This is a genomic window from Bacteroides sp. MSK.20.12 (assembly GCF_019052435.1).
In the GTDB taxonomy this organism is placed as follows: Bacteria; Bacteroidota; Bacteroidia; order Bacteroidales; family Bacteroidaceae; genus Bacteroides; species Bacteroides xylanisolvens.
In genome coordinates this window covers 77,043-95,225 of the sequence record NZ_JAHQVH010000018.1, presented here as the reverse complement: position 1 = coordinate 95,225, position 18,183 = coordinate 77,043, and the positions used below count along the sequence as shown (strand labels likewise).

Sequence of the window (18,183 nt, the reverse complement as noted above, 5' to 3'; positions counted from 1 at the left end):
ACGTTGAAAATTAAAAAAGTACTAGTGTCGCAGCCTAAGCCTGCGTCAGAGAAATCTCCCTATTACGACATAGCTGAAAAGTATGGCGTTAAAATAGATTTCCGACCATTTATTAAGGTTGAAAGTCTTTCGGCGAAAGAATTTCGGCAACAGAAAATTTCGATTCTCGACCACACTGCCGTAATATTCACTTCGCGCCATGCTATTGACCATTTTTTCACTTTGTGTACTGAATTGCGCGTGACAATTCCCGAAACGATGAAGTATTTCTGCGTGACGGAAGCTGTTGCATTGTATATTCAGAAATATGTGCAATACCGCAAGCGTAAGATCTTCTTCGGAGCTACCGGAAAGATTGAGGACCTGATACCTTCCATTGTGAAGCATAAAACGGAGAAATATCTCGTTCCGATGTCAGACGTACACAATGACGATGTGAAAAACTTGCTCGACAAGAATAACATTCAGCATACAGAAGCTGTGATGTACCGTACAGTGAGCAACGACTTTACACCGGACGAGGAGTTTGATTATGACATGTTAGTGTTCTTCAGCCCTGCCGGAGTGACTTCATTGAAGAAGAACTTCCCTGATTTTAATCAGAGAGAGATTAAGATCGGCACTTTCGGCTCTACTACCGCACAGGCTGTACGTGACGCAGGTCTCCGTCTGGACCTTGAAGCTCCTACGGTGCAGGCTCCGTCAATGACTGCCGCACTTGATATGTTTATCAGAGAAAACAATAAATAAACAGAGTGGGTATATATACTTTGTGTAAAGCCGAAAGGCTGAATAGTAAAATTTTGATCGGAAAGATGTTTGAAGGCGGCGTTTCGAAGTCGTTTTCCATCTTTCCGATACGCGTTGTATATATGCCTGTTGAGCAGGGCGAGGCTCCTGCTTCTATATTAATCAGTGTATCGAAACGTCGTTTTAAACGAGCGGTGAAACGCAACCGTGTGAAACGTCAGATACGCGAAGCCTACCGGAAGAACAAATCTCTCCTGGTGGACGAATTGCAACGCCGGGAGCAGCGGTTAGCCGTTGCCTTTATCTATCTGTCGGACGAGCTTATTGCAACTTCCGAATTGGAAGAAAAGATGAAAATAGCGCTTGCGCGCATCTCTGAAAAACTATCCTCATGAAACCTCGTAACTCCCGGATATCTGCCCTGTGGGTATTCTTAACGGGAATTTTGAGGAAAGTATTCTCTTTCTTGTTGCTTGTTCCCATCTACTTTTACCGGGTTTGTATTTCGCCTCTTACTCCTCCCTCTTGTCGATTCACGCCAACTTGTTCGGCTTATGCTGTCGAAGCAATTAAGAAACACGGTCCTGTAAAGGGGCTTTACCTCGCTGTGCGGCGTATTCTGCGATGCCATCCCTGGGGTGGTTCCGGCTATGATCCCGTACCTTGAAACAATTAAAATGAGAAATAGAAGATGAAAAAGAATGTGACTGACATTTTGGATATTCATACTCATAAACTGGAGGCCGATTCTCTGGGAAAATCTATCGTGAATTATCCGCTGTTGGCGGACTCTCCATCGTATATGCCTTTCGCAGGAGATGTGGAAGTGGATAGGGGATATTATTATTCTGTCGGCATTCATCCCTGGGAGTTGACAGAGCATAATGCCGGACAGCTTTTGGATTATCTTAAGCAGCAGTTGCGGAAAAAGCAGTTTGTCGCCGCAGGAGAAGCGGGATTGGATAAATTGGCAGCAGCTTCAATGGAACTTCAGTTAACGGTGTTTAAAGCGCAGGTGAGGCTGTCGGAAGAGTATGGTTTGCCGTTGATTATCCACTGCGTGAAAGCAATGGACGAGCTGTTAGCAGTGAAAAAAGAATTTCGTCCCCAACAAGCTTGGATATGGCATGGTTTTCGTGGAAAACCGGAGCAGGCGGTGCAGTTGCTAAAAAAGGGCTTTTATCTCTCTTTTGGAGAACATTATCCTGATGAAACGATGCAGACAGTACCCGACGAACGGTTGTTTCTGGAAACGGACAACAGTTCGCTTGATATTGAAGATATCCTGTGCCGGGCAGCCAAAGTGCGTGGGGTAGAAGTGGAAGCGTTGCGTGAGACGATCCGCCGAAATATCCAAAATGTCTTTTTTAGGGCGTAAGAGTTGTATCTTCCGAGAAAGAGTCGTACTTTTGTCGCACATGGAATTGGAATACAATAAAAACCAAATAATTAAAGAGTAATACGATGAATTTTGTAGAAGAATTGAGATGGCGTGGCATGTTGCAGGACATTATGCCGGGAACAGAAGAGTTGTTAAGCAAAGAGCAGGTGACTGCCTATTTGGGTATCGACCCGACTGCTGATTCGCTACACATTGGTCACCTTTGTGGAGTGATGATCCTTCGTCATTTCCAACGCTGCGGTCATAAGCCGTTGGCACTGATCGGTGGCGCTACAGGTATGATTGGAGACCCTTCCGGAAAATCAGCAGAACGTAACCTGCTGAACGAGGAAACATTGCGTCACAATCAGGCGTGTATCAAGAAACAGCTTGCCAAGTTCCTCGACTTCGAGTCGGATGTGCCTAACCGTGCCGAACTGGTGAACAATTATGACTGGATGAAAGATTTCACTTTCCTCGATTTTGCTCGCGAAGTAGGTAAGCACATTACTGTGAATTATATGATGGCAAAAGACTCTGTAAAACGCCGTCTGAATGGTGAAGCGCGTGATGGATTGTCATTTACCGAGTTCACTTATCAGTTGCTTCAAGGATATGACTTCCTTCATTTGTATGAAACAAAGGGCTGTAAGCTTCAGATGGGTGGTTCTGACCAATGGGGAAACATTACTACCGGTGCCGAATTGATCCGCCGTACCAATGGGGGAGAGGTGTTCGCACTGACTTGCCCGCTGATTACAAAAGCTGACGGTGGTAAGTTTGGTAAAACAGAATCCGGAAATATCTGGCTGGACCCTCGCTATACTTCACCTTACAAGTTCTATCAATTCTGGCTGAATGTAAGCGACTCCGATGCCGAGCGTTATATCAAAATCTTCACTTCTATCGAAAAAGAAGAAATTGAAGCACTGATTGCCGAACATCAGGCTGCTCCGCACTTGCGTCTCCTTCAGAAACGTCTGGCTAAAGAAGTAACTGTGATGGTTCACTCGGAAGAAGATTATAACGCAGCGGTTGACGCATCCAATATTTTGTTTGGTAATGCTACTTCCGACGCTTTGCGCAAATTGGACGAGGATACATTGCTGGCTGTATTTGAAGGAGTACCCCAATTTGAGATTTCCCGTGATGCGTTGGCAGAAGGAGTGAAGGCAGTAGATTTGTTCGTCGATAATGCGGCTGTATTTGCTTCGAAAGGTGAGATGCGTAAGTTGGTTCAAGGCGGTGGCGTTTCGTTGAACAAAGAGAAACTAACGGCCTTTGATCAGGTAATCACAACTGCTGACTTGCTCGATGAGAAATATCTGCTTGTTCAGCGCGGTAAAAAGAACTATTTTTTGCTGATTGCAAAGTAATGATGCACGATTCACTCGATAGAATGTAAAAAAGTGAACGAAATATTTGGAGGTTTGCTTGCAAACCTCTATCTTTGCACCGCTTTTTAACAGAAAGCACATAAGTTTGGACTATGGTGTAATGGTAGCACAACAGGTTTTGGTTCTGTTTGTCCAAGTTCGAATCTTGGTAGTCCAACGAAGAAAAGCCCCGAAAGAGACATCTTTCGGGGCTTTTTCTTTCGTGACTCTGAAGTCGTCGTTTTTGTATATCCTTATAAAATTGAAGTATATAGGGGATCAGCGTATATAAAATTCATTAATCTTATTTTATTCGTTATATTGACTATTTTAATGCTTATCGTGTTGGTCGTTGAATAGCTTGTATTTTATTATAGAAGGTTCAAACTGTATTAGGTAGAAATCTCTCCCAAATCGTATTATAGTTCGTTAAAAAAGTGTACATTGCACAGATTCTGGACATTTTTGGTGGATAATTGGAACAAAATTGCAAGGTAAACCCGTTTTCTTTTGCTATTTTTGCATCGTGTACGTAAACGAAGTGCACGTAGAAAGAGAACTTATTCAATAACTATAAATAAATAAGGTATGAAAACGAACTATGAAATTCGCTATGCTGCGCATCCTGAAGATGCAAAAAGTTATGATACTACAAGAATCCGCAGAGATTTCTTAATTGAAAAGATATTTGTCCCCAATGAAGTAAATATGGTATATTCCATGTACGACCGTATGGTGGTAGGTGGTGCGCTGCCGGTAGGAGAGGTGCTGACGCTTGAAGCAATCGATCCGCTGAAAGCTCCGTTCTTCCTCACCCGTCGCGAAATGGGTATCTACAATGTCGGCGGTCCCGGTATTGTGAAAGCGGGCGACGCAACCTTCGAACTGGATTATAAAGAAGCTCTTTATCTGGGTTCGGGCGACCGTGAAGTGACTTTCGAAAGCAAGGACGCTGCTCATCCTGCCAAATTCTACTTCAACTCACTGACTGCACATCGCAATTATCCCGACCGTAAGGTGACGAAAGCCGATGCCGTAGTAGCTGAAATGGGTTCTTTGGAAGGCTCCAACCACCGTAATATCAATAAGATGCTGGTGAATCAGGTGTTGCCCACCTGCCAGTTGCAGATGGGTATGACGGAACTGGCTCCGGGAAGTGTATGGAACACGATGCCGGCCCACGTACACAGCCGTCGTATGGAAGCCTACTTCTATTTCGAGATTCCCGAAGATCATGCTATCTGCCACTTTATGGGTGAGGTAGGCGAAACACGTCACGTATGGATGAAAGGCGATCAGGCTGTTCTTTCGCCCGAATGGTCTATCCACTCGGCTGCTGCTACCCACAACTATACCTTTATCTGGGGAATGGGTGGTGAGAACCTCGACTATGGCGATCAGGACTTCTCGTTGATTACAGATTTGAAATAACAAATCCAATAGTTTTCCTAATTTAATAATAAAAAGAATTATGAATCAGTATTTGAATTTTTCTTTGGAAGGTAAAGTAGCGCTCGTTACAGGTGCTTCTTATGGTATCGGTTTTGCTATTGCTTCTGCATTCGCAGAACAAGGCGCTAAAGTTTGTTTTAACGACATCAATCAAGAGTTGGTAGACAAAGGAATGGCTGCATACGCTGCAAAAGGTATCAAAGCTCACGGTTATGTATGCGACGTGACAGACGAACCGGCTGTTCAGGCTATGGTTGCTACAATTGCCAAAGAAGTAGGTACAATTGATATCCTTGTAAATAATGCAGGTATTATCCGTCGTGTTCCTATGCACGAGATGGATGCTGCTGATTTCCGTCGTGTAATCGACATCGACTTGAATGCTCCGTTCATCGTTGCTAAGGCTGTTCTTCCTGCTATGATGGAAAAACGTGCTGGTAAGATCATCAACATCTGCTCTATGATGTCCGAACTGGGTCGTGAAACTGTATCTGCTTACGCTGCCGCTAAGGGTGGATTGAAGATGCTGACTCGCAATATCTGCTCTGAATATGGTGAATACAACATTCAGTGTAACGGTATCGGCCCGGGTTACATCGCTACTCCGCAAACTGCTCCTCTTCGTGAGAAACAAGCAGACGGAAGCCGTCACCCATTCGATTCATTCATCTGCGCCAAGACTCCTGCCGGTCGTTGGTTGGATCCTGAAGAACTGACAGGTCCTGCTGTGTTCCTTGCTTCTGAAGCTTCTAACGCTGTCAACGGCCACGTTCTTTATGTAGATGGTGGTATCCTTGCTTATATCGGAAAACAGCCGAAATAATGTAAGATAGAAGAGATTCCGATAAGGTGATAGAATGGCAAAGAGCATCCTCTTTTCATCTGTCACCTTATTTTTTATCATTCCCTTTGCAGGAGCTATAGGACCGACTTATTGGACATATATGCCCAACGTGTTGAACATATATAGATCCAACAGATGCGGATATAATAGCCTCTATTTGCAAAGTATATATTATTCATTCAATGTAGACTAATTATGAAAAAGATATTAATTCTGTTCGCTGTAGTCTTGATAGGGTTTGCTTCCTGTGCCGACAGTAAACAGTCAATGACAATCACAGTGACCAATCCGTTGGCTCTTGAACGGGTGGGAGAGATGGTTGAAGTGCCGATGAGCGATGTTGTTGCCAAGTTGAAACTGGCAGATACAGCGCAGATTGTAGTGCTTGATGTTGACGGTCAGCAAGTGCCTTACCAGGTGACGTATGACGAAAAGGTTGTTTTCCCCGCTACGGTAGCAGCGAACGGAACGGCTATTTACACTATTCAACCGGGTACACCGGCACCTTTCGATGTCGTTGCTTGCGGTAAATATTATCCCGAACGTCTGGACGACGTTGCCTGGGAGAATGATCTTGGCGGATTCCGTGCGTATGGCCCTGCCTTGCAAGCACGCGGAGAGCGTGGTTTCGGCTACGACCTTTTCACGAAGTACAACACAACGGAACCGATTCTGGAATCTCTCTATGCGGAAGAACTGAATCCTGAAAAGCGTGCCAAGATAGCTGAATTGAAAAAGACAGACCCTAAAGCTGCCTCCGAACTACAAAAAGCTATCTCTTACCATATCGATCATGGATATGGCATGGATTGCTATGCCGTAGGACCTACGTTGGGTGCCGGTGTTGCTGCTCTGATGGCGGGTGACACTATTATCTATCCTTACTGCTATCGTACACAGGAAATTCTTGATAATGGCCCGCTGCGTTTCACGGTGAAGCTGGAATTTAATCCGCTGGTAGTTCGTGGAGACTCTAATGTAGTGGAGACACGTGTAATCTCACTGGATGCGGGTTCTTATCTCAACAAAACGATTGTTTCATATACCAATCTGAAAGAAGCAATGCCGGTGACTACCGGACTGGTTCTGCGTGAACCGGACGGTGCGACTGTGGCAGATGCTGCCAATGGCTATATCACTTACGTGGATCCTACAACAGATCGTAGCGGTGCAAACGGCAAGATATTTGTCGGTGCTGCATTTCCTGCACAGGTGAAAGAAGCGAAAGTGGTTCTTTTTTCTGAAAAGGAAAAGAAAGAACGTGGCGGGGCCGACGGTCATGTTTTAGCTATCAGCGAATATGAGCCGGGTTCTGAATATACTTATTACTGGGGTTCTGCCTGGGATAAGGCTGCTATCAAGACTCCAGATGCCTGGAATAAATATATGGCTGAATATGCGCAGAAGTTGCGCACGCCGCTGGCAGTAGCATATTGATGTGTTGAATTGCTTTTCCAATAGATTAAGCAAAGGTTTCTTTGGTGAAAAGAAACCTTTGCTTAATTTTATCTTCCTGAAAAAGAAAGAAAGTTTTTATGTTATAACGCCTTTGAATTATCTCGTAAAAGCGTGTTGTTCGTAATATTCGTATGTTGTTCCGTCTTCTTTCTCTTTTTCACGAAGTTCATAGACTAATTCATTTTCTGTCATTGTGGTCACTGTCCACACTTCTGTGTAATTATCCTCTTCAGTGTCGATGAGAGTCAGCTTATTACCGGAGTAGCTCCATGTACCATGATAATAATTAGTACTTCCGGAGGAGTTATAGACATCTTTTTCTACATACGTACCGTCTTCCTTGAACTCTATGGAATAACGGTTGGTTCCATTTACAAAATCTTCTTTAGAGTCACTTACCTTTTCACCATCTTCCCATTCTTGTGAAAGATAATACACTCCATTCCATGTTCCTAACAATAAATCGCGTGAACCGACAGCGTCGTCATCGTCGTCGCCACAGGAATAAATGCTGAACGACAGTAATACTGCAACTATGCAAACAGTTGCTTTCCAGATTGTTTTCATAATAAATTGTTTTAATTGTTTGATTTTGAGATGATTCGTTTTTTTAGACTTTATTTGATAATAGTTTCCACATGTCCGTTCTTGAAGAACAGGTAGAACGAGCTGGAATACATCCATTGTACTTCTCCATTTGATTCTTGAATAGTCTGCGGTTTGCCGAAAGCCAGTAGACATTCATCTTCCGTCATGCCTTTCACCGGCTTGTTGATGTTGATTTCATTCCAGTGAGTAATCGGTGAAAGCTGGTTCGTTATGATGAAGTCGAACATTTTGTTCAATACTTGCGATTCAACCTGTACGAAATCATCCATGATTTCTTTGTGAGATGCTTTCTTGTCCGGTTGTAGCTTCTCCATAGGAGTGATTTTTTTCATTATCACTGCTGATGACTCTATCCGTATATTGGAAAGATAATAGACCAGTTTACCGTCCTTTACTTGAAACAGGGCTTTGCAATAGTAAGTATTCTTTTGGCTTGAGTCTGCCTGCGAGGCAAGTATCAGATCGCAACTGAAGTTTTTAGCCGGTACGTTGACCTCCGCTATTCCTTCCCGTAACTGTGGGCAGACATTCTTGACGATCCATAGCAGTGCATTAGCGTAGATGTTTTCGTCTTGCATATCGCTGAAAGGGGTAAATCCGCTGACCACATATTTATTGCCGTCTGCACTGACAGGATAGCTCTTTTTCTGTTCGGTGAAAGTCTGTGCTGTTAGTGGGATAATTCCTAGCAGTAGATACAAGATTACCAGAAATTGTCGTTTGGTCATCATATTCCGTTCTTTTTAAGAAAACAGCATCCACGGCCCTTTTTGTGAAAAGAAAAGATCGTGGACGCTGAATAAATAATATGGTTTATTGAGGTTTGGTTGTCCTTAGAAGGCAATACCCAGACGAATCATAAAGTTACTGGTTTTGAATCCGTCGGCATCGCTGAATGCATCTATAAATCCGCGTTGGTAGGTGAGATCCAGATTGAAACGGTCATACCAGACTCCTACGCCGATATTCATACCGGCATCAAAATGATTGTAGTCAACCTCCATATAATCTGCATAATCACCCCAACTGATGCTTTCTCCATCTTCTTTCATTTTGCTTGTGTAATCGTAACTAGCGAAGACTCCTACATGCGGGTCGATACGGACGTTGTCCGCCACAGCAAATTTCCATCCGAATGTGAACGGAGAATATTGTATGTTGTGAGCCATACATTTCGTGTCGTCCACTTTGAAACCACGGGAGCCAAGTCCAAACTCCATCCCCCAGTATCCTCCTGTACTGCCTAAAGGCTTCTGATAACCAAATGTTGCGTTATATCCGATGTTTGAATCAGCTCCTTCGGCCCCGTCACCGGAGAAATTCATGATATTCAAACCTGCACGCAAGAACCATTGTGTGCTGCTGGCTTGCTTCTCTGTTTTGACGATTGCGCTTCTGGATGATACGATTTGCGCTTGAGTTCCTACACACAATAAGAGTGCGGCAACCATTGATAGTACTTTTTTCATTGTTATTGATATTTTAGTGATTAATTCTTATTCTTAACGACGGGCGCTATCTGGCTTTTTCCATCTGTGGGTGATAACTTTTGCAGACGTATCCATTCATAATCCTCTTTTGTGGCCGGATGCCAGTTGACGAAGATGCCGGGATAACCTACTACTGTGACTGTGTATCCCCCTGTTTTCTCATTATCTTCCACTTTGAAAGTGGCTCCCATGATGACATCGCAGTTGTATTTGATGGTGGACAGATATGTCCCCCATGCACGGATGTTGTCAAGTTCTCCTTTCATGGCGATTTCCACTTCCTCTTTGCTTAGTGTCCATTCATCCTTGATCCGTCCCTTATCTTCCAGTATTTTCACCTCGACAACTGTAGGTTTGACACAAACTTCAGTAACTGCATCACCTGCACGTGCCTGTGCGTCGCGAAACTTGAAGACCGTCTTTTGCGCATGGGCTCCGACGGCACAACCGACAACCAGAGTAATAATCAGAAATAGTTTTTTCGTTTTCATGTCCTTTTGTGATTATATGTTAATATGCCTGCAAAGGTATGCGAAAGGAGTATACTACCGGGTGAAAACATAGTTCCAAGAACGATACGAAATTGTATCCTATTTGGATACACTGGGGAAGCTTCCGGTGTTGATGCTGTCGGACAGATCACGGAAGAAATCGTGGCCGAGGATGTAGGAGATGCGCCAGAGCAGGTGGATGTCGATATTCTCTTTCCGGAATATCTTGTAAACATTGGGGCGTGTGCAGCATAGTTGGGTAGCGAACCAGGTGACGGTGCGTCCCTGTTCGTGAAGCGTGCGTTCAATAAGTTGTCCCGCATGAATCATGTGCCTATTCTGCTTATGTGTGTCCCCCGGATTCCCGTTGGGCGGACAATTCAATCTATTGTTGACAGGAATATATAGAAAAGGCGTGGGAATCTCTCACCTTCGTCCGTTCCATGTTCAAGGCCTTCGCAATGCCAATTATCGGGAACGAACAACGCAGAAAGCCCACGCCGATATGTACAACACCCGTAGCCCCCCTTTGTTTATCAAAGTGAGGCACGGATGTATATAAATACACATCAGGAGGACGTCTTTGTTGCTGTTAGTCATTCCGATAGGTCAAAGTTTGCGAAGTTTTGAACATAAATGACAAACGCTTGTAAACGTCTTCTCAATATAAACATCTCTCCCTCGCCACCCGGAGGCTTTCTGCGGAAGAGACCGTTGCAAATGTATAAAAAAATACGGATGGAAAGGGTAATGTGAATCAGAAACTTTTTGAATACCGGTTATTTTGCCCTCTTTTTTCCCTTTGCCGGGCGAAATGCGCTTGTACTGACATCTTATAAGAAAGAGGAGTGATCTCCCAATTTCGGGCACGAAACAGGCCTTAAACTACAAAAGCCGGGGCGTAAGACCTCGGCTTATATTTTTATCTTCTTATCAGGGAGCTTTTGGGCTCATTGGAGACTTTTTTCAAAAATCTCTGTTCTTTTCGAAGTTCCTGTTTTCTCAAAGGTTGTTTCTATAACATCTTGAACTCATACCCTTCCTCTTTCAGGAATTCAATGGCACGAGGAAGTGCATATTGCAGGTTACCGTTATTCCAAGACTTCAGTGAATCATGGAAAGTGATGATGGAACCGTTGCGTGCATAGCGCTTCACATTGTTCAATACCTGTTCCGGGCGCATCCGTTTACTATAATCACGAGTCACGAGATCCCACATGATAATGCGGTAATGATAGCGCAAGGTATAATACTGCCGGAACCCCATGTGTCCGTGTGGTGGACGGAAGAGATCGGAATGGATAATTTCGTCTACCTTTCTGGCGTTTGCAAGATAATCCGGATTAGAATATTCAAATCCACGGATGTGGTTGAAGGTATGGTTACCGATGCGGTGTCCGTGTTCTACCACCATCCGGTATTCATCCGGGTGCTTGCGTATATTGTCGCCTACCATAAAGAAGGTAGCTTTAATATGATGCTTTTCCAATACTTCCAGTACCCAGGGAGTTACTTCAGGGATGGGGCCGTCGTCAAAAGTCAGATAGACTGCCCGTTCATTCGGATCCATCCGGAAGATAGCTTGTGGATACAACGCCCGGAAAAGCCAAGGTGGTTGTTCTATAAACATGAGAGTCTGTGTTAAACAAGTATTAAGTAATAAGTATTAAGTATTATCCATGCGGAAAACATGTCGGAAGCCTATGGTAATACTTAATACCTGATACTTAATACTTACTATTTATTTCCCTTTCATTCTTGTCACGTACTCGTTATAAAGTTGGTCGAGTTGCGTGGAGTAATGTTTCGCGAGTTCTTCTGATTTGTATTTTTCCATTAAGCGGACTTCGGCGTCAAGCAAGCTGGCGTTGTACACGAAGTTTTCGCCGGCGATGGCAAGCTGGTTATCGTTCAGGCTAAGATACCAGATCATGTATTCGAGCGATTTGTTGGCAAGCTCGTCGATGATCTTGTTGGCTTTCTCGTTCTGTCCCAGCTGGTAATAAGATTCTGCCATTTGGAAGGCGCCGTTTGCCCAGTCGTACGGTACGTTGTATGACGGAATCATCTTTTCGGCGTAGTCGAGTGCGGCGAGTGCCTTATCCTTCTTGCCTTCTTTGATAAGCTGGCCTACAAGTTGCGTGAAGATACGGCGGTGCGTGTAGCACATACGCATCACGTTCTCGTCGATATAGATACCCGGTTTGTCGATACCGCCGAACTTGAACTTGTTCATCAGGTTGTCATACATCTTTTCGCTGTCTATCTTGCTGTCCAGTTTGTCCGTATCGAATGGTGTGAAACGGTAGGCAAGACCTTCCTGCATAAAGTGGTTGCCCATGCCCAGATGGTTTTCGCTTCCTACGGTGATTGCCATATAGATAGGACGTTCCCAGTTGGCATTGGCAAGCATTTCGAGCATCATCAGTTCACTCTTGTAGAGGGCGCGTTTCGGGTTGCCGTTGGCGTCTCTAAGGGTGATTGTCATGTATTCGGGGATAGAGTCGCCCAGAGCTTCCGGTATCTTCATGCCGGAGCGGCGTACGGCTTCTTTGTCCACCTTCATTACGATGCTGTCCGTAGGGATAAGCGGCAGTTGGATATCTTTTCCAGTCTTTTTGAGAAGCTCTTTCAACTGGTCGTTCTTACCGAGCATCCAACGGTTGATGATTTCCTTCAATTCGTATGGATTCTCACCAAAAATGGAGTGAACGAGTGATAATATGGTAGTGTCTCCCTGTGCAGCCAGTTCGTTTGCCTGTTTGAAATAGCTGTCGATGAAAGCCTTCATTTCCGTACGGATAGGAATATATTCATTTTGTCCTTCTACATATTCCACACGGTCCCAAGTGATAGGAAGCGAAGGGGAATCGTAGGCTGGGCGTTTCATTTGGTCGATATACCAGTCTGTTTGCAAGTAACTTAGGTTACAGGTGCGGGCATCTGTACGGAAGCCTTCTGTTTCCTGGTTGTACCACAATGGGAAAGTATCATTATCACCATTGGTATAGATAATCGGATTTCCTTTTTCCTGTAAGGTCATCAGGTAGTTCTGTCCGAAGTCGCGGGCAACGAAGCGTCCGCTACGGTCGTGGTCATCCCAAGTCTGTCCCGCCATCTGGATGGGGACGAACAAACAGAGCACTGAAGCCAATACGGCTGCCGGAAGTTCCTGCATCTTACAGTATTCTCGCAGCATACGGATGATACCTGCCACTCCCATACCTACCCAGATGGCAAAGGCGTAGAACGAACCGGCATACGCGTAATCTCGTTCACGGGGCTGTGCAGGGGTTTGGTTGAGGTAGAGCACGATGGCGATACCTGTCATGAAGAACAGGAAGAAGACCACCCAGAATTGCTGGATACCCCGCTGGCTATGATAAGCTTGCCAGAAGAGTCCGATTAAGCCGAGAATCAGCGGCAGACAGTAGAATACATTGTGTCCTTTATTGTTTTTGAGATCCTGCGGAAGCAGTTCCTGATTACCTACCAGCAAGTTGTCGATAAACGGAATACCGGTGATCCAGTTGCCGTGTTCAATTTCTCCGCTACCCTGTATGTCGTTCTGCCGTCCGGCAAAGTTCCACATGAAATAACGCCAGTACATGAAGTTCAACTGGTAGGAGAAGAAGAATTTGATATTTTCCCATTGGTTAGGCATGTTCACCATTACCATTTCTCCGCACTGGTCGTAAGGAACGTCGTGTCCTTTGATGTCTACCCATTGCTTGTAGAGTGGTGCGTGTGACGAGCTGTACATACGCGGGAAAAACATATTCTGTGCATATTCGTATTCCACACGTCCGGGAAGTTCGATATAAGAGTCTTTTTCGTCGGGAGAAGTCTTTTCCTTGCGGACAAACTTGCTTCCTGCTTCCGACTGGCGCGGAATACAATAGCCGTCTTTTACGTCGAGTGCCACTTTCGAAGAGAAAGCAGGGCCGTAGAAGAGCGGACGGGTTCCGTATTGTTCACGGCCGAGGTATTCGCCCAGGGTGAATATATCCTCCGGTGAGTTTTGGTCCATCGGAGTGTTGGCAGTAGAACGGATAACGATCAGTGCGTAAGAAGAATACCCGATTACGATCATCATGGTGCACAGCAATGCTGTGTTCATGGTGCGGGCGGTGATACGCCATCTCTCTTTGATTTTAGCCTGTACACTCGGAGCAAGATAAAGTCCCAGTGCGGCAATAACCAAAATACCGATGATGATACTGCTGGCTCCGTGTCCGTAGAATGGGATACCCAGCAAAGCGATCGTCAGGATAAAGGAGATAGCCATGCGCGCTTTGTTCTTTTCGGTGTAACTTTCGTATACACCCCAAATCAGAGCGGCCGCAAGCAGAATGATATAAACCACTACGCCCGAATTGAATGACATTCCGAGTCCGTTGACGAACAACAGTTCAAACCAGCCGCCTACTTTCACGATACCCGGTACGATGCCGTAAAGCACGGCTGCAACGAGCACCATTGAACCTAATAGCGCTATTAACGAACCTTTGGCGGTAGCATTCGGCGTTTTTTTGTAGTAGTATACCAATACGATGGCAGGCAGACAAAGCAAGTTCAATAAGTGCACACCGATACTCAATCCGGTCAGATAGGCGATGAGGATAATCCAACGGTCGCTGTGCGGCTGGTCGGCTACGTCTTCCCATTTCAGTATCAACCAGAAAACAACAGCGGTAAAGAGGGAGGAGAAGGCATATACTTCACCTTCCACGGCCGAGAACCAGAATGTGTCACTGAATGTATAAACCAGTGCACCGATCAGTCCGCTACCCATCACTGTGATAAGCTGTCCTTTGGTGATATTGTTTTCGTCAGTGATAATCAGTTTGCGTACCAGGTGGGTGATGCTCCAGAAAAGGAACAGGATACAGGCGCCACTCATGAGGGCACTCATGTAATTCACCATTTTAGCAACAGTTGTTACGTCGGAAGCAAATTGAGAAAACAGATTCGCCACTAGCATGAAGAAAGGTGCGCCGGGCGGGTGACCGACTTCCAGTTTATAGCCGGTGGTTATGAACTCCGGGCAATCCCAGAAACTTGCGGTCGGTTCTATTGTCAGGCAGTAGACGGTTGCCGCAATGATGAATGTAAGCCAACCCATAAGGTTGTTTACGGTTCTGTACTGTTTCATTAGCACTATCGTAGTTTATTCGTTAAAAACAAATTATGAGGTCGCAAAGATAGTGATTTGTAAGGATAATGAGGAAGAAAGTAAGAAATATTAAGTAACGGAGGGGTGATTTACTATCTCTTTCACTCTTCCGGAAGGCGGGAACTTGTGTGTTGGCAAGTAAGGAATTTGTTTTTAGCCCTTTAATAAATAAGCTCTGGTGTATTAGAGATAAACTTCCTTTATCCTGTTAGTGAACTTCTTTTGCCTTAATAACAAACTTCCTTTTCATTAATCATAAACTATAATTGCAAGTTTTGTTTTTATAAATGAAACTTGCAATTATAAAAACAAAGCTTGCAATTTTATAAACGTAACTTGCGTTTATAGATTATCCTTAGTCAAGCACAACTTTCCTGTTAGAGAAGAACAAGTTTACTATTAATACAACGGAAGTTTACTATTAATAGCTTGGCCGTTAGGTGTTAACACTTGTAATATCAGCTGTTAATGGTTGAGATTTCAGGTATTAATACTTGGGTTGCTGTATATATATGTTTGGGATATTGAATATGTGTATCCTTTAATGATGGTGATGATGTTCTCCTAAAACCCGATGAGGCAGTGTGCCGTGTCCCAATAGCTCGATGGGGCAGTTGAAGTTTCTTTCCAGCCATTCGGTAGTGACGCCCGTGTCCGGATGGTAATCCAGTGTTTCATTGATACAGGCGATGGATTTTACCTGTTGCAATACAGTGCCAATGTCGTGACTGACAAGGATAATGGCACATTCTTTATTGATTTCAGCCAATAACTCATAAAGGCGTGCTTCGAAACGTTTGTCGATATACGTGCTGGGTTCATCGAGAATCAACACTGCAGGGTCCGAGATGATGGCACGTCCTAACAAGGCACGTTGCAGTTGTCCACCGCTTAATTGTCCGATAGAACGGCTTTCGAGCCCTTCTAATCCCATGCGGGCGATAATCTGTTTGCCTTTCTCTCTCTGTTCGGGAGTGAACCGGGAGGTGAGCGACTTCTGTATGCTCAATCCGGACAGGATCACTTCTTCCACGGAAATAGGGAACTTCCGGTCTATGGTGCTATATTGCGGCAGGTAACCGAGGAAAAGCTGGGATTTCGCGGAAGAACTTTGGTGGGAGTTTTTGGCAGATGTTTCTGTCGAAGTCCCTTCCGTAGATGTTCTTATGGGAGCCTTCTCGGGAGTATGGAATATAATTTCCCCTCCGGTTGGTTTTAACAAACCGAGGATGCACTTTATAAGCGTTGTTTTGCCGCCTCCGTTCGGACCTATAATACCTAGAAAATCCCGTTCGTAGATGCTTAGATTAACATCGTGGAGAACAGTGCGACCGTCATATCCGGCGGAAAGATTCTTTATTTCGATTATCGGTTTCATCATTGGAAAGGGCTTGATTGGTCTTTCTTTATACGTTTATTTGGTGGCAGCTTGCGGCGCAAGGGCTTTGGCTACATTCAGCATCTCTTCCTCCCAGTCATAACTTAACGGGTTGATAGGGACCACTTTCGTTCCGGTTTGCTGTGCGATGGTTTCCGCATTGCGTTTGTCAAACTCCGGTTGAACGAAGATAACGCCTACATTTTCCGCCTGACAGACGTCTATCAGGTCTTTCAGATGAGCGGGAGAGGGTTCTTTGCCTCCTTCTTCGATCGAAATTTGATGCAATCCGTAGTCGCGGGCGAAGTAGGAGAGGGCCGGATGATAAATCATGAAGGCTTTGGCTGCTTCGGGGACAGAGAGTTGTCGGCGAATCAGGCTGTCGGTGTGCTGGATGCGCTGACAGAGAGAGTCGTAACGGTTTCTATAATATGGTTCGTTTGCTTTATCCAGTTGGCTAAGGGCCTTGTAGGTGTTTCCGGCGATGATTAAAGCATTACCGGTAGAATTCCATACGTGTGGCTCTACGGCGTGGATATGGCCGTCGTGACTGTTGTGGCCGTGGGCATGGCCATGGTCATCATTATTGAGTATGAGGTCGATTCCTTTCGAGGTGTCGAACACTTGGATATGGGGAGTATTGTTCATCAGGCGATCCATCCAGGTTTGTTCGAAGCCGATGTACCCGATGCGGAAATAGGCTTTGCTGTCTCCTAAAGAAACAAGTTGCTGGGGGATAGGATCGTATGTCTCCGGGCTGGAACCTTTGGGTACCATGCTGACTACTTTGAATTTATCTCCGGCAATAGCTTCGGTGAAATAACGTTGCGGTTCCAGTGTGACGGTTATCACCGGCTTTGTCTCGTCATCGTTACTTGCTTGGGAGGAACGTCCTGTGCAGGCTGCCATCAGGAGGCAGGCACCAAGAAGGAAAAGTGTTCTCATATCTTTTAGTTGTTGTTTCATGATTTTTTCTGTTTCGGGGTTTCAATCTTATCTTGTTTCTACTCTTGTTTCCGGGCCCGTAATATTTCCCGTTTACCACCCGGAGGCCCGGGGAGACGTTCTACTGTGAATCCGGCTGTCTGCAACATTCGGCGTACTACACCTTTGGCACAGTAGGTAGTCAGAATTCCGTCTCTATCTAATAAAACATAGAGGCGGTTGAATAGTTCTTGCGACCACATTTCCGGTTGCTTTTCCGGGGCGAAGGCGTCGAAATAGACTAGGTTAAATGGAGAGTTCTCAACTCTCCACTTATTCACGTCCGTTTCTATTTTTCGTAAGGTGAAGTGCGGTGTAAGCTGCACGTCTTTTTCCCAGGGCGATGTATGAAGCTGCTTAAACAATTCGATAGCCGATTGTTGTTCTTCTTCATTCGGGGTAAATTGCTCATTGATTGTTGTTTGCTTCCGATGTATGGTAAGCTGTTCATCGCTGGAGATATATCCTAGCTGTTCTACTGTCTGCCAGTCTAGTGGATAGAGTTCCAACCCTGTATAGTGTATATTTCGTCTGCTTCTTTCCGCTTCTTCAAGGGTGAGCCAAGCGTTGAGTCCTGTCCCGAAGCCGATTTCAAGAACACGTGGAGTAGCGGCAGGAGAGGCTTTCAACCCCATATCGATGAAAATATGTTGAGACTCCGTGCGTGCCCCTTTCGTCGAATGATAATGTTCATTCAATTCCGGAACAAACAGAGTAGCGCTCCCGTCATCGGTTCTCTCAATTATTCTTTCCATCACTCAATCTTTAATACTTAATACCTAATACTTAATACT

Annotated in this window: 18 protein-coding genes and 1 tRNA gene; 9 read left to right on the top strand and 10 right to left on the bottom strand. The window is 44.9% G+C overall.

Annotated features, from left to right (window positions below):
• The first annotated feature begins 3 nt into the window (after positions 1–3).
• The 9 genes from KTR06_RS11580 (at position 4) to KTR06_RS11540 (ending at position 7,240) form a co-directional block, all read left to right on the top strand.
• Positions 4–750: a uroporphyrinogen-III synthase gene (locus KTR06_RS11580; RefSeq protein WP_008023747.1), complete on the top strand. Its 747-nt coding sequence runs from the start codon at positions 4–6 to the stop codon at positions 748–750.
• 5 nt (positions 751–755) lie between these two features.
• The gene (gene rnpA, locus KTR06_RS11575) at positions 756–1,145 is read left to right on the top strand and encodes a ribonuclease P protein component (protein ID WP_009040713.1); all 390 of its coding nucleotides are present in this window, start codon (positions 756–758) and stop codon (positions 1,143–1,145) included.
• On the top strand, positions 1,142–1,417 hold the full coding sequence (yidD, locus tag KTR06_RS11570; protein ID WP_009040714.1) for a membrane protein insertion efficiency factor YidD: 276 nt from the start codon (positions 1,142–1,144) through the stop codon (positions 1,415–1,417). The genes rnpA and yidD overlap by 4 nt, the downstream gene beginning before the upstream one ends.
• Positions 1,418–1,441: 24 nt before the next feature.
• Entirely contained in the window at positions 1,442–2,128 is a 687-nt protein-coding gene (locus tag KTR06_RS11565; RefSeq protein ID WP_217290367.1) for a TatD family hydrolase, read from the top strand.
• An 86-nt stretch (positions 2,129–2,214) separates the two neighbouring features.
• Positions 2,215–3,507, top strand: coding sequence for a tyrosine--tRNA ligase (tyrS, locus tag KTR06_RS11560; RefSeq protein ID WP_008641576.1), 1,293 nt, complete (start codon positions 2,215–2,217; stop codon positions 3,505–3,507).
• A gap of 107 nt (positions 3,508–3,614) precedes the next feature.
• A tRNA-Gln gene (locus KTR06_RS11555) sits at positions 3,615–3,685 on the top strand.
• Between the two features lie 410 nt (positions 3,686–4,095).
• Positions 4,096–4,938 carry a 5-dehydro-4-deoxy-D-glucuronate isomerase gene (gene kduI, locus KTR06_RS11550; RefSeq protein ID WP_008023755.1) on the top strand — a complete coding sequence of 281 codons (843 nt, stop codon included), beginning with the start codon at positions 4,096–4,098 and terminating at the stop codon, positions 4,936–4,938.
• A 40-nt stretch (positions 4,939–4,978) separates the two neighbouring features.
• The gene (locus KTR06_RS11545; protein WP_004313702.1) at positions 4,979–5,782 is read left to right on the top strand and encodes a gluconate 5-dehydrogenase; all 804 of its coding nucleotides are present in this window, start codon (positions 4,979–4,981) and stop codon (positions 5,780–5,782) included.
• 216 nt (positions 5,783–5,998) lie between these two features.
• Positions 5,999–7,240, top strand: a complete 1,242-nt coding sequence (locus KTR06_RS11540; RefSeq protein ID WP_217290366.1) for a DUF4861 domain-containing protein — start codon at positions 5,999–6,001, stop codon at positions 7,238–7,240.
• A gap of 117 nt (positions 7,241–7,357) precedes the next feature.
• On the opposite strand, the gene KTR06_RS11535 is transcribed toward KTR06_RS11540, so the two are convergent.
• The 10 genes from KTR06_RS11535 to mnmD form a co-directional block, all read right to left on the bottom strand.
• Positions 7,358–7,828: a lipocalin family protein gene (locus tag KTR06_RS11535; protein WP_004307810.1), complete on the bottom strand. Its 471-nt coding sequence runs from the start codon at positions 7,826–7,828 to the stop codon at positions 7,358–7,360.
• A gap of 50 nt (positions 7,829–7,878) precedes the next feature.
• Entirely contained in the window at positions 7,879–8,598 is a 720-nt protein-coding gene (locus tag KTR06_RS11530) for a hypothetical protein (protein WP_371745217.1), read from the bottom strand.
• A 105-nt stretch (positions 8,599–8,703) separates the two neighbouring features.
• Entirely contained in the window at positions 8,704–9,339 is a 636-nt protein-coding gene (locus KTR06_RS11525; protein WP_008641585.1) for an outer membrane beta-barrel protein, read from the bottom strand.
• Positions 9,340–9,359: 20 nt separating this feature from the next.
• Positions 9,360–9,851 carry a hypothetical protein gene (locus tag KTR06_RS11520; protein ID WP_008641587.1) on the bottom strand — a complete coding sequence of 164 codons (492 nt, stop codon included), beginning with the start codon at positions 9,849–9,851 and terminating at the stop codon, positions 9,360–9,362.
• Positions 9,852–9,950: 99 nt separating this feature from the next.
• Positions 9,951–10,181 (bottom strand): hypothetical protein, encoded by a 231-nt coding sequence (locus KTR06_RS11515; protein ID WP_004313711.1) that lies wholly within the window; start codon positions 10,179–10,181, stop codon positions 9,951–9,953.
• 685 nt (positions 10,182–10,866) lie between these two features.
• Positions 10,867–11,481 (bottom strand): polysaccharide deacetylase family protein, encoded by a 615-nt coding sequence (locus KTR06_RS11510; protein WP_008023766.1) that lies wholly within the window; start codon positions 11,479–11,481, stop codon positions 10,867–10,869.
• 111 nt (positions 11,482–11,592) lie between these two features.
• On the bottom strand, positions 11,593–15,006 hold the full coding sequence (locus KTR06_RS11505) for a DUF2723 domain-containing protein (protein ID WP_008997643.1): 3,414 nt from the start codon (positions 15,004–15,006) through the stop codon (positions 11,593–11,595).
• Between the two features lie 562 nt (positions 15,007–15,568).
• Positions 15,569–16,405, bottom strand: coding sequence for a metal ABC transporter ATP-binding protein (locus KTR06_RS11500; protein ID WP_217290368.1), 837 nt, complete (start codon positions 16,403–16,405; stop codon positions 15,569–15,571).
• 36 nt (positions 16,406–16,441) lie between these two features.
• A complete protein-coding gene (locus KTR06_RS11495) occupies positions 16,442–17,371 on the bottom strand; it encodes a metal ABC transporter solute-binding protein, Zn/Mn family (RefSeq protein WP_074708756.1) in 930 nt (309 codons plus the stop codon).
• A 38-nt stretch (positions 17,372–17,409) separates the two neighbouring features.
• Positions 17,410–18,144, bottom strand: a complete 735-nt coding sequence (gene mnmD, locus KTR06_RS11490) for a tRNA (5-methylaminomethyl-2-thiouridine)(34)-methyltransferase MnmD (RefSeq protein ID WP_087321035.1) — start codon at positions 18,142–18,144, stop codon at positions 17,410–17,412.
• Between the last annotated feature and the right edge of the window lie 39 nt (positions 18,145–18,183).

Bases quoted from the DNA above. Each gene is read 5' to 3' on its own strand.
- KTR06_RS11505 (WP_008997643.1), bottom strand. From the start codon at position 15,006: ATGAAACAGTACAGAACCGTAAACAACCTTATGGGTTGGCTTACATTC.
- KTR06_RS11495 (WP_074708756.1), bottom strand. From the start codon at position 17,371: ATGAAACAACAACTAAAAGATATGAGAACACTTTTCCTTCTTGGTGCC.
- KTR06_RS11515 (WP_004313711.1), bottom strand. From the start codon at position 10,181: ATGATTCATGCGGGACAACTTATTGAACGCACGCTTCACGAACAGGGA.
- kduI (WP_008023755.1), top strand. From the start codon at position 4,096: ATGAAAACGAACTATGAAATTCGCTATGCTGCGCATCCTGAAGATGCA.
- yidD (WP_009040714.1), top strand. From the start codon at position 1,142: ATGAAACCTCGTAACTCCCGGATATCTGCCCTGTGGGTATTCTTAACG.
- tyrS (WP_008641576.1), top strand. From the start codon at position 2,215: ATGAATTTTGTAGAAGAATTGAGATGGCGTGGCATGTTGCAGGACATT.
- KTR06_RS11545 (WP_004313702.1), top strand. From the start codon at position 4,979: ATGAATCAGTATTTGAATTTTTCTTTGGAAGGTAAAGTAGCGCTCGTT.
- mnmD (WP_087321035.1), bottom strand. From the start codon at position 18,144: ATGGAAAGAATAATTGAGAGAACCGATGACGGGAGCGCTACTCTGTTT.
- KTR06_RS11525 (WP_008641585.1), bottom strand. From the start codon at position 9,339: ATGAAAAAAGTACTATCAATGGTTGCCGCACTCTTATTGTGTGTAGGA.
- KTR06_RS11535 (WP_004307810.1), bottom strand. From the start codon at position 7,828: ATGAAAACAATCTGGAAAGCAACTGTTTGCATAGTTGCAGTATTACTG.
- KTR06_RS11540 (WP_217290366.1), top strand. From the start codon at position 5,999: ATGAAAAAGATATTAATTCTGTTCGCTGTAGTCTTGATAGGGTTTGCT.
- KTR06_RS11530 (WP_371745217.1), bottom strand. From the start codon at position 8,598: ATGACCAAACGACAATTTCTGGTAATCTTGTATCTACTGCTAGGAATT.
- KTR06_RS11565 (WP_217290367.1), top strand. From the start codon at position 1,442: ATGAAAAAGAATGTGACTGACATTTTGGATATTCATACTCATAAACTG.
- KTR06_RS11520 (WP_008641587.1), bottom strand. From the start codon at position 9,851: ATGAAAACGAAAAAACTATTTCTGATTATTACTCTGGTTGTCGGTTGT.
- KTR06_RS11500 (WP_217290368.1), bottom strand. From the start codon at position 16,405: ATGAAACCGATAATCGAAATAAAGAATCTTTCCGCCGGATATGACGGT.
- KTR06_RS11510 (WP_008023766.1), bottom strand. From the start codon at position 11,481: ATGTTTATAGAACAACCACCTTGGCTTTTCCGGGCGTTGTATCCACAA.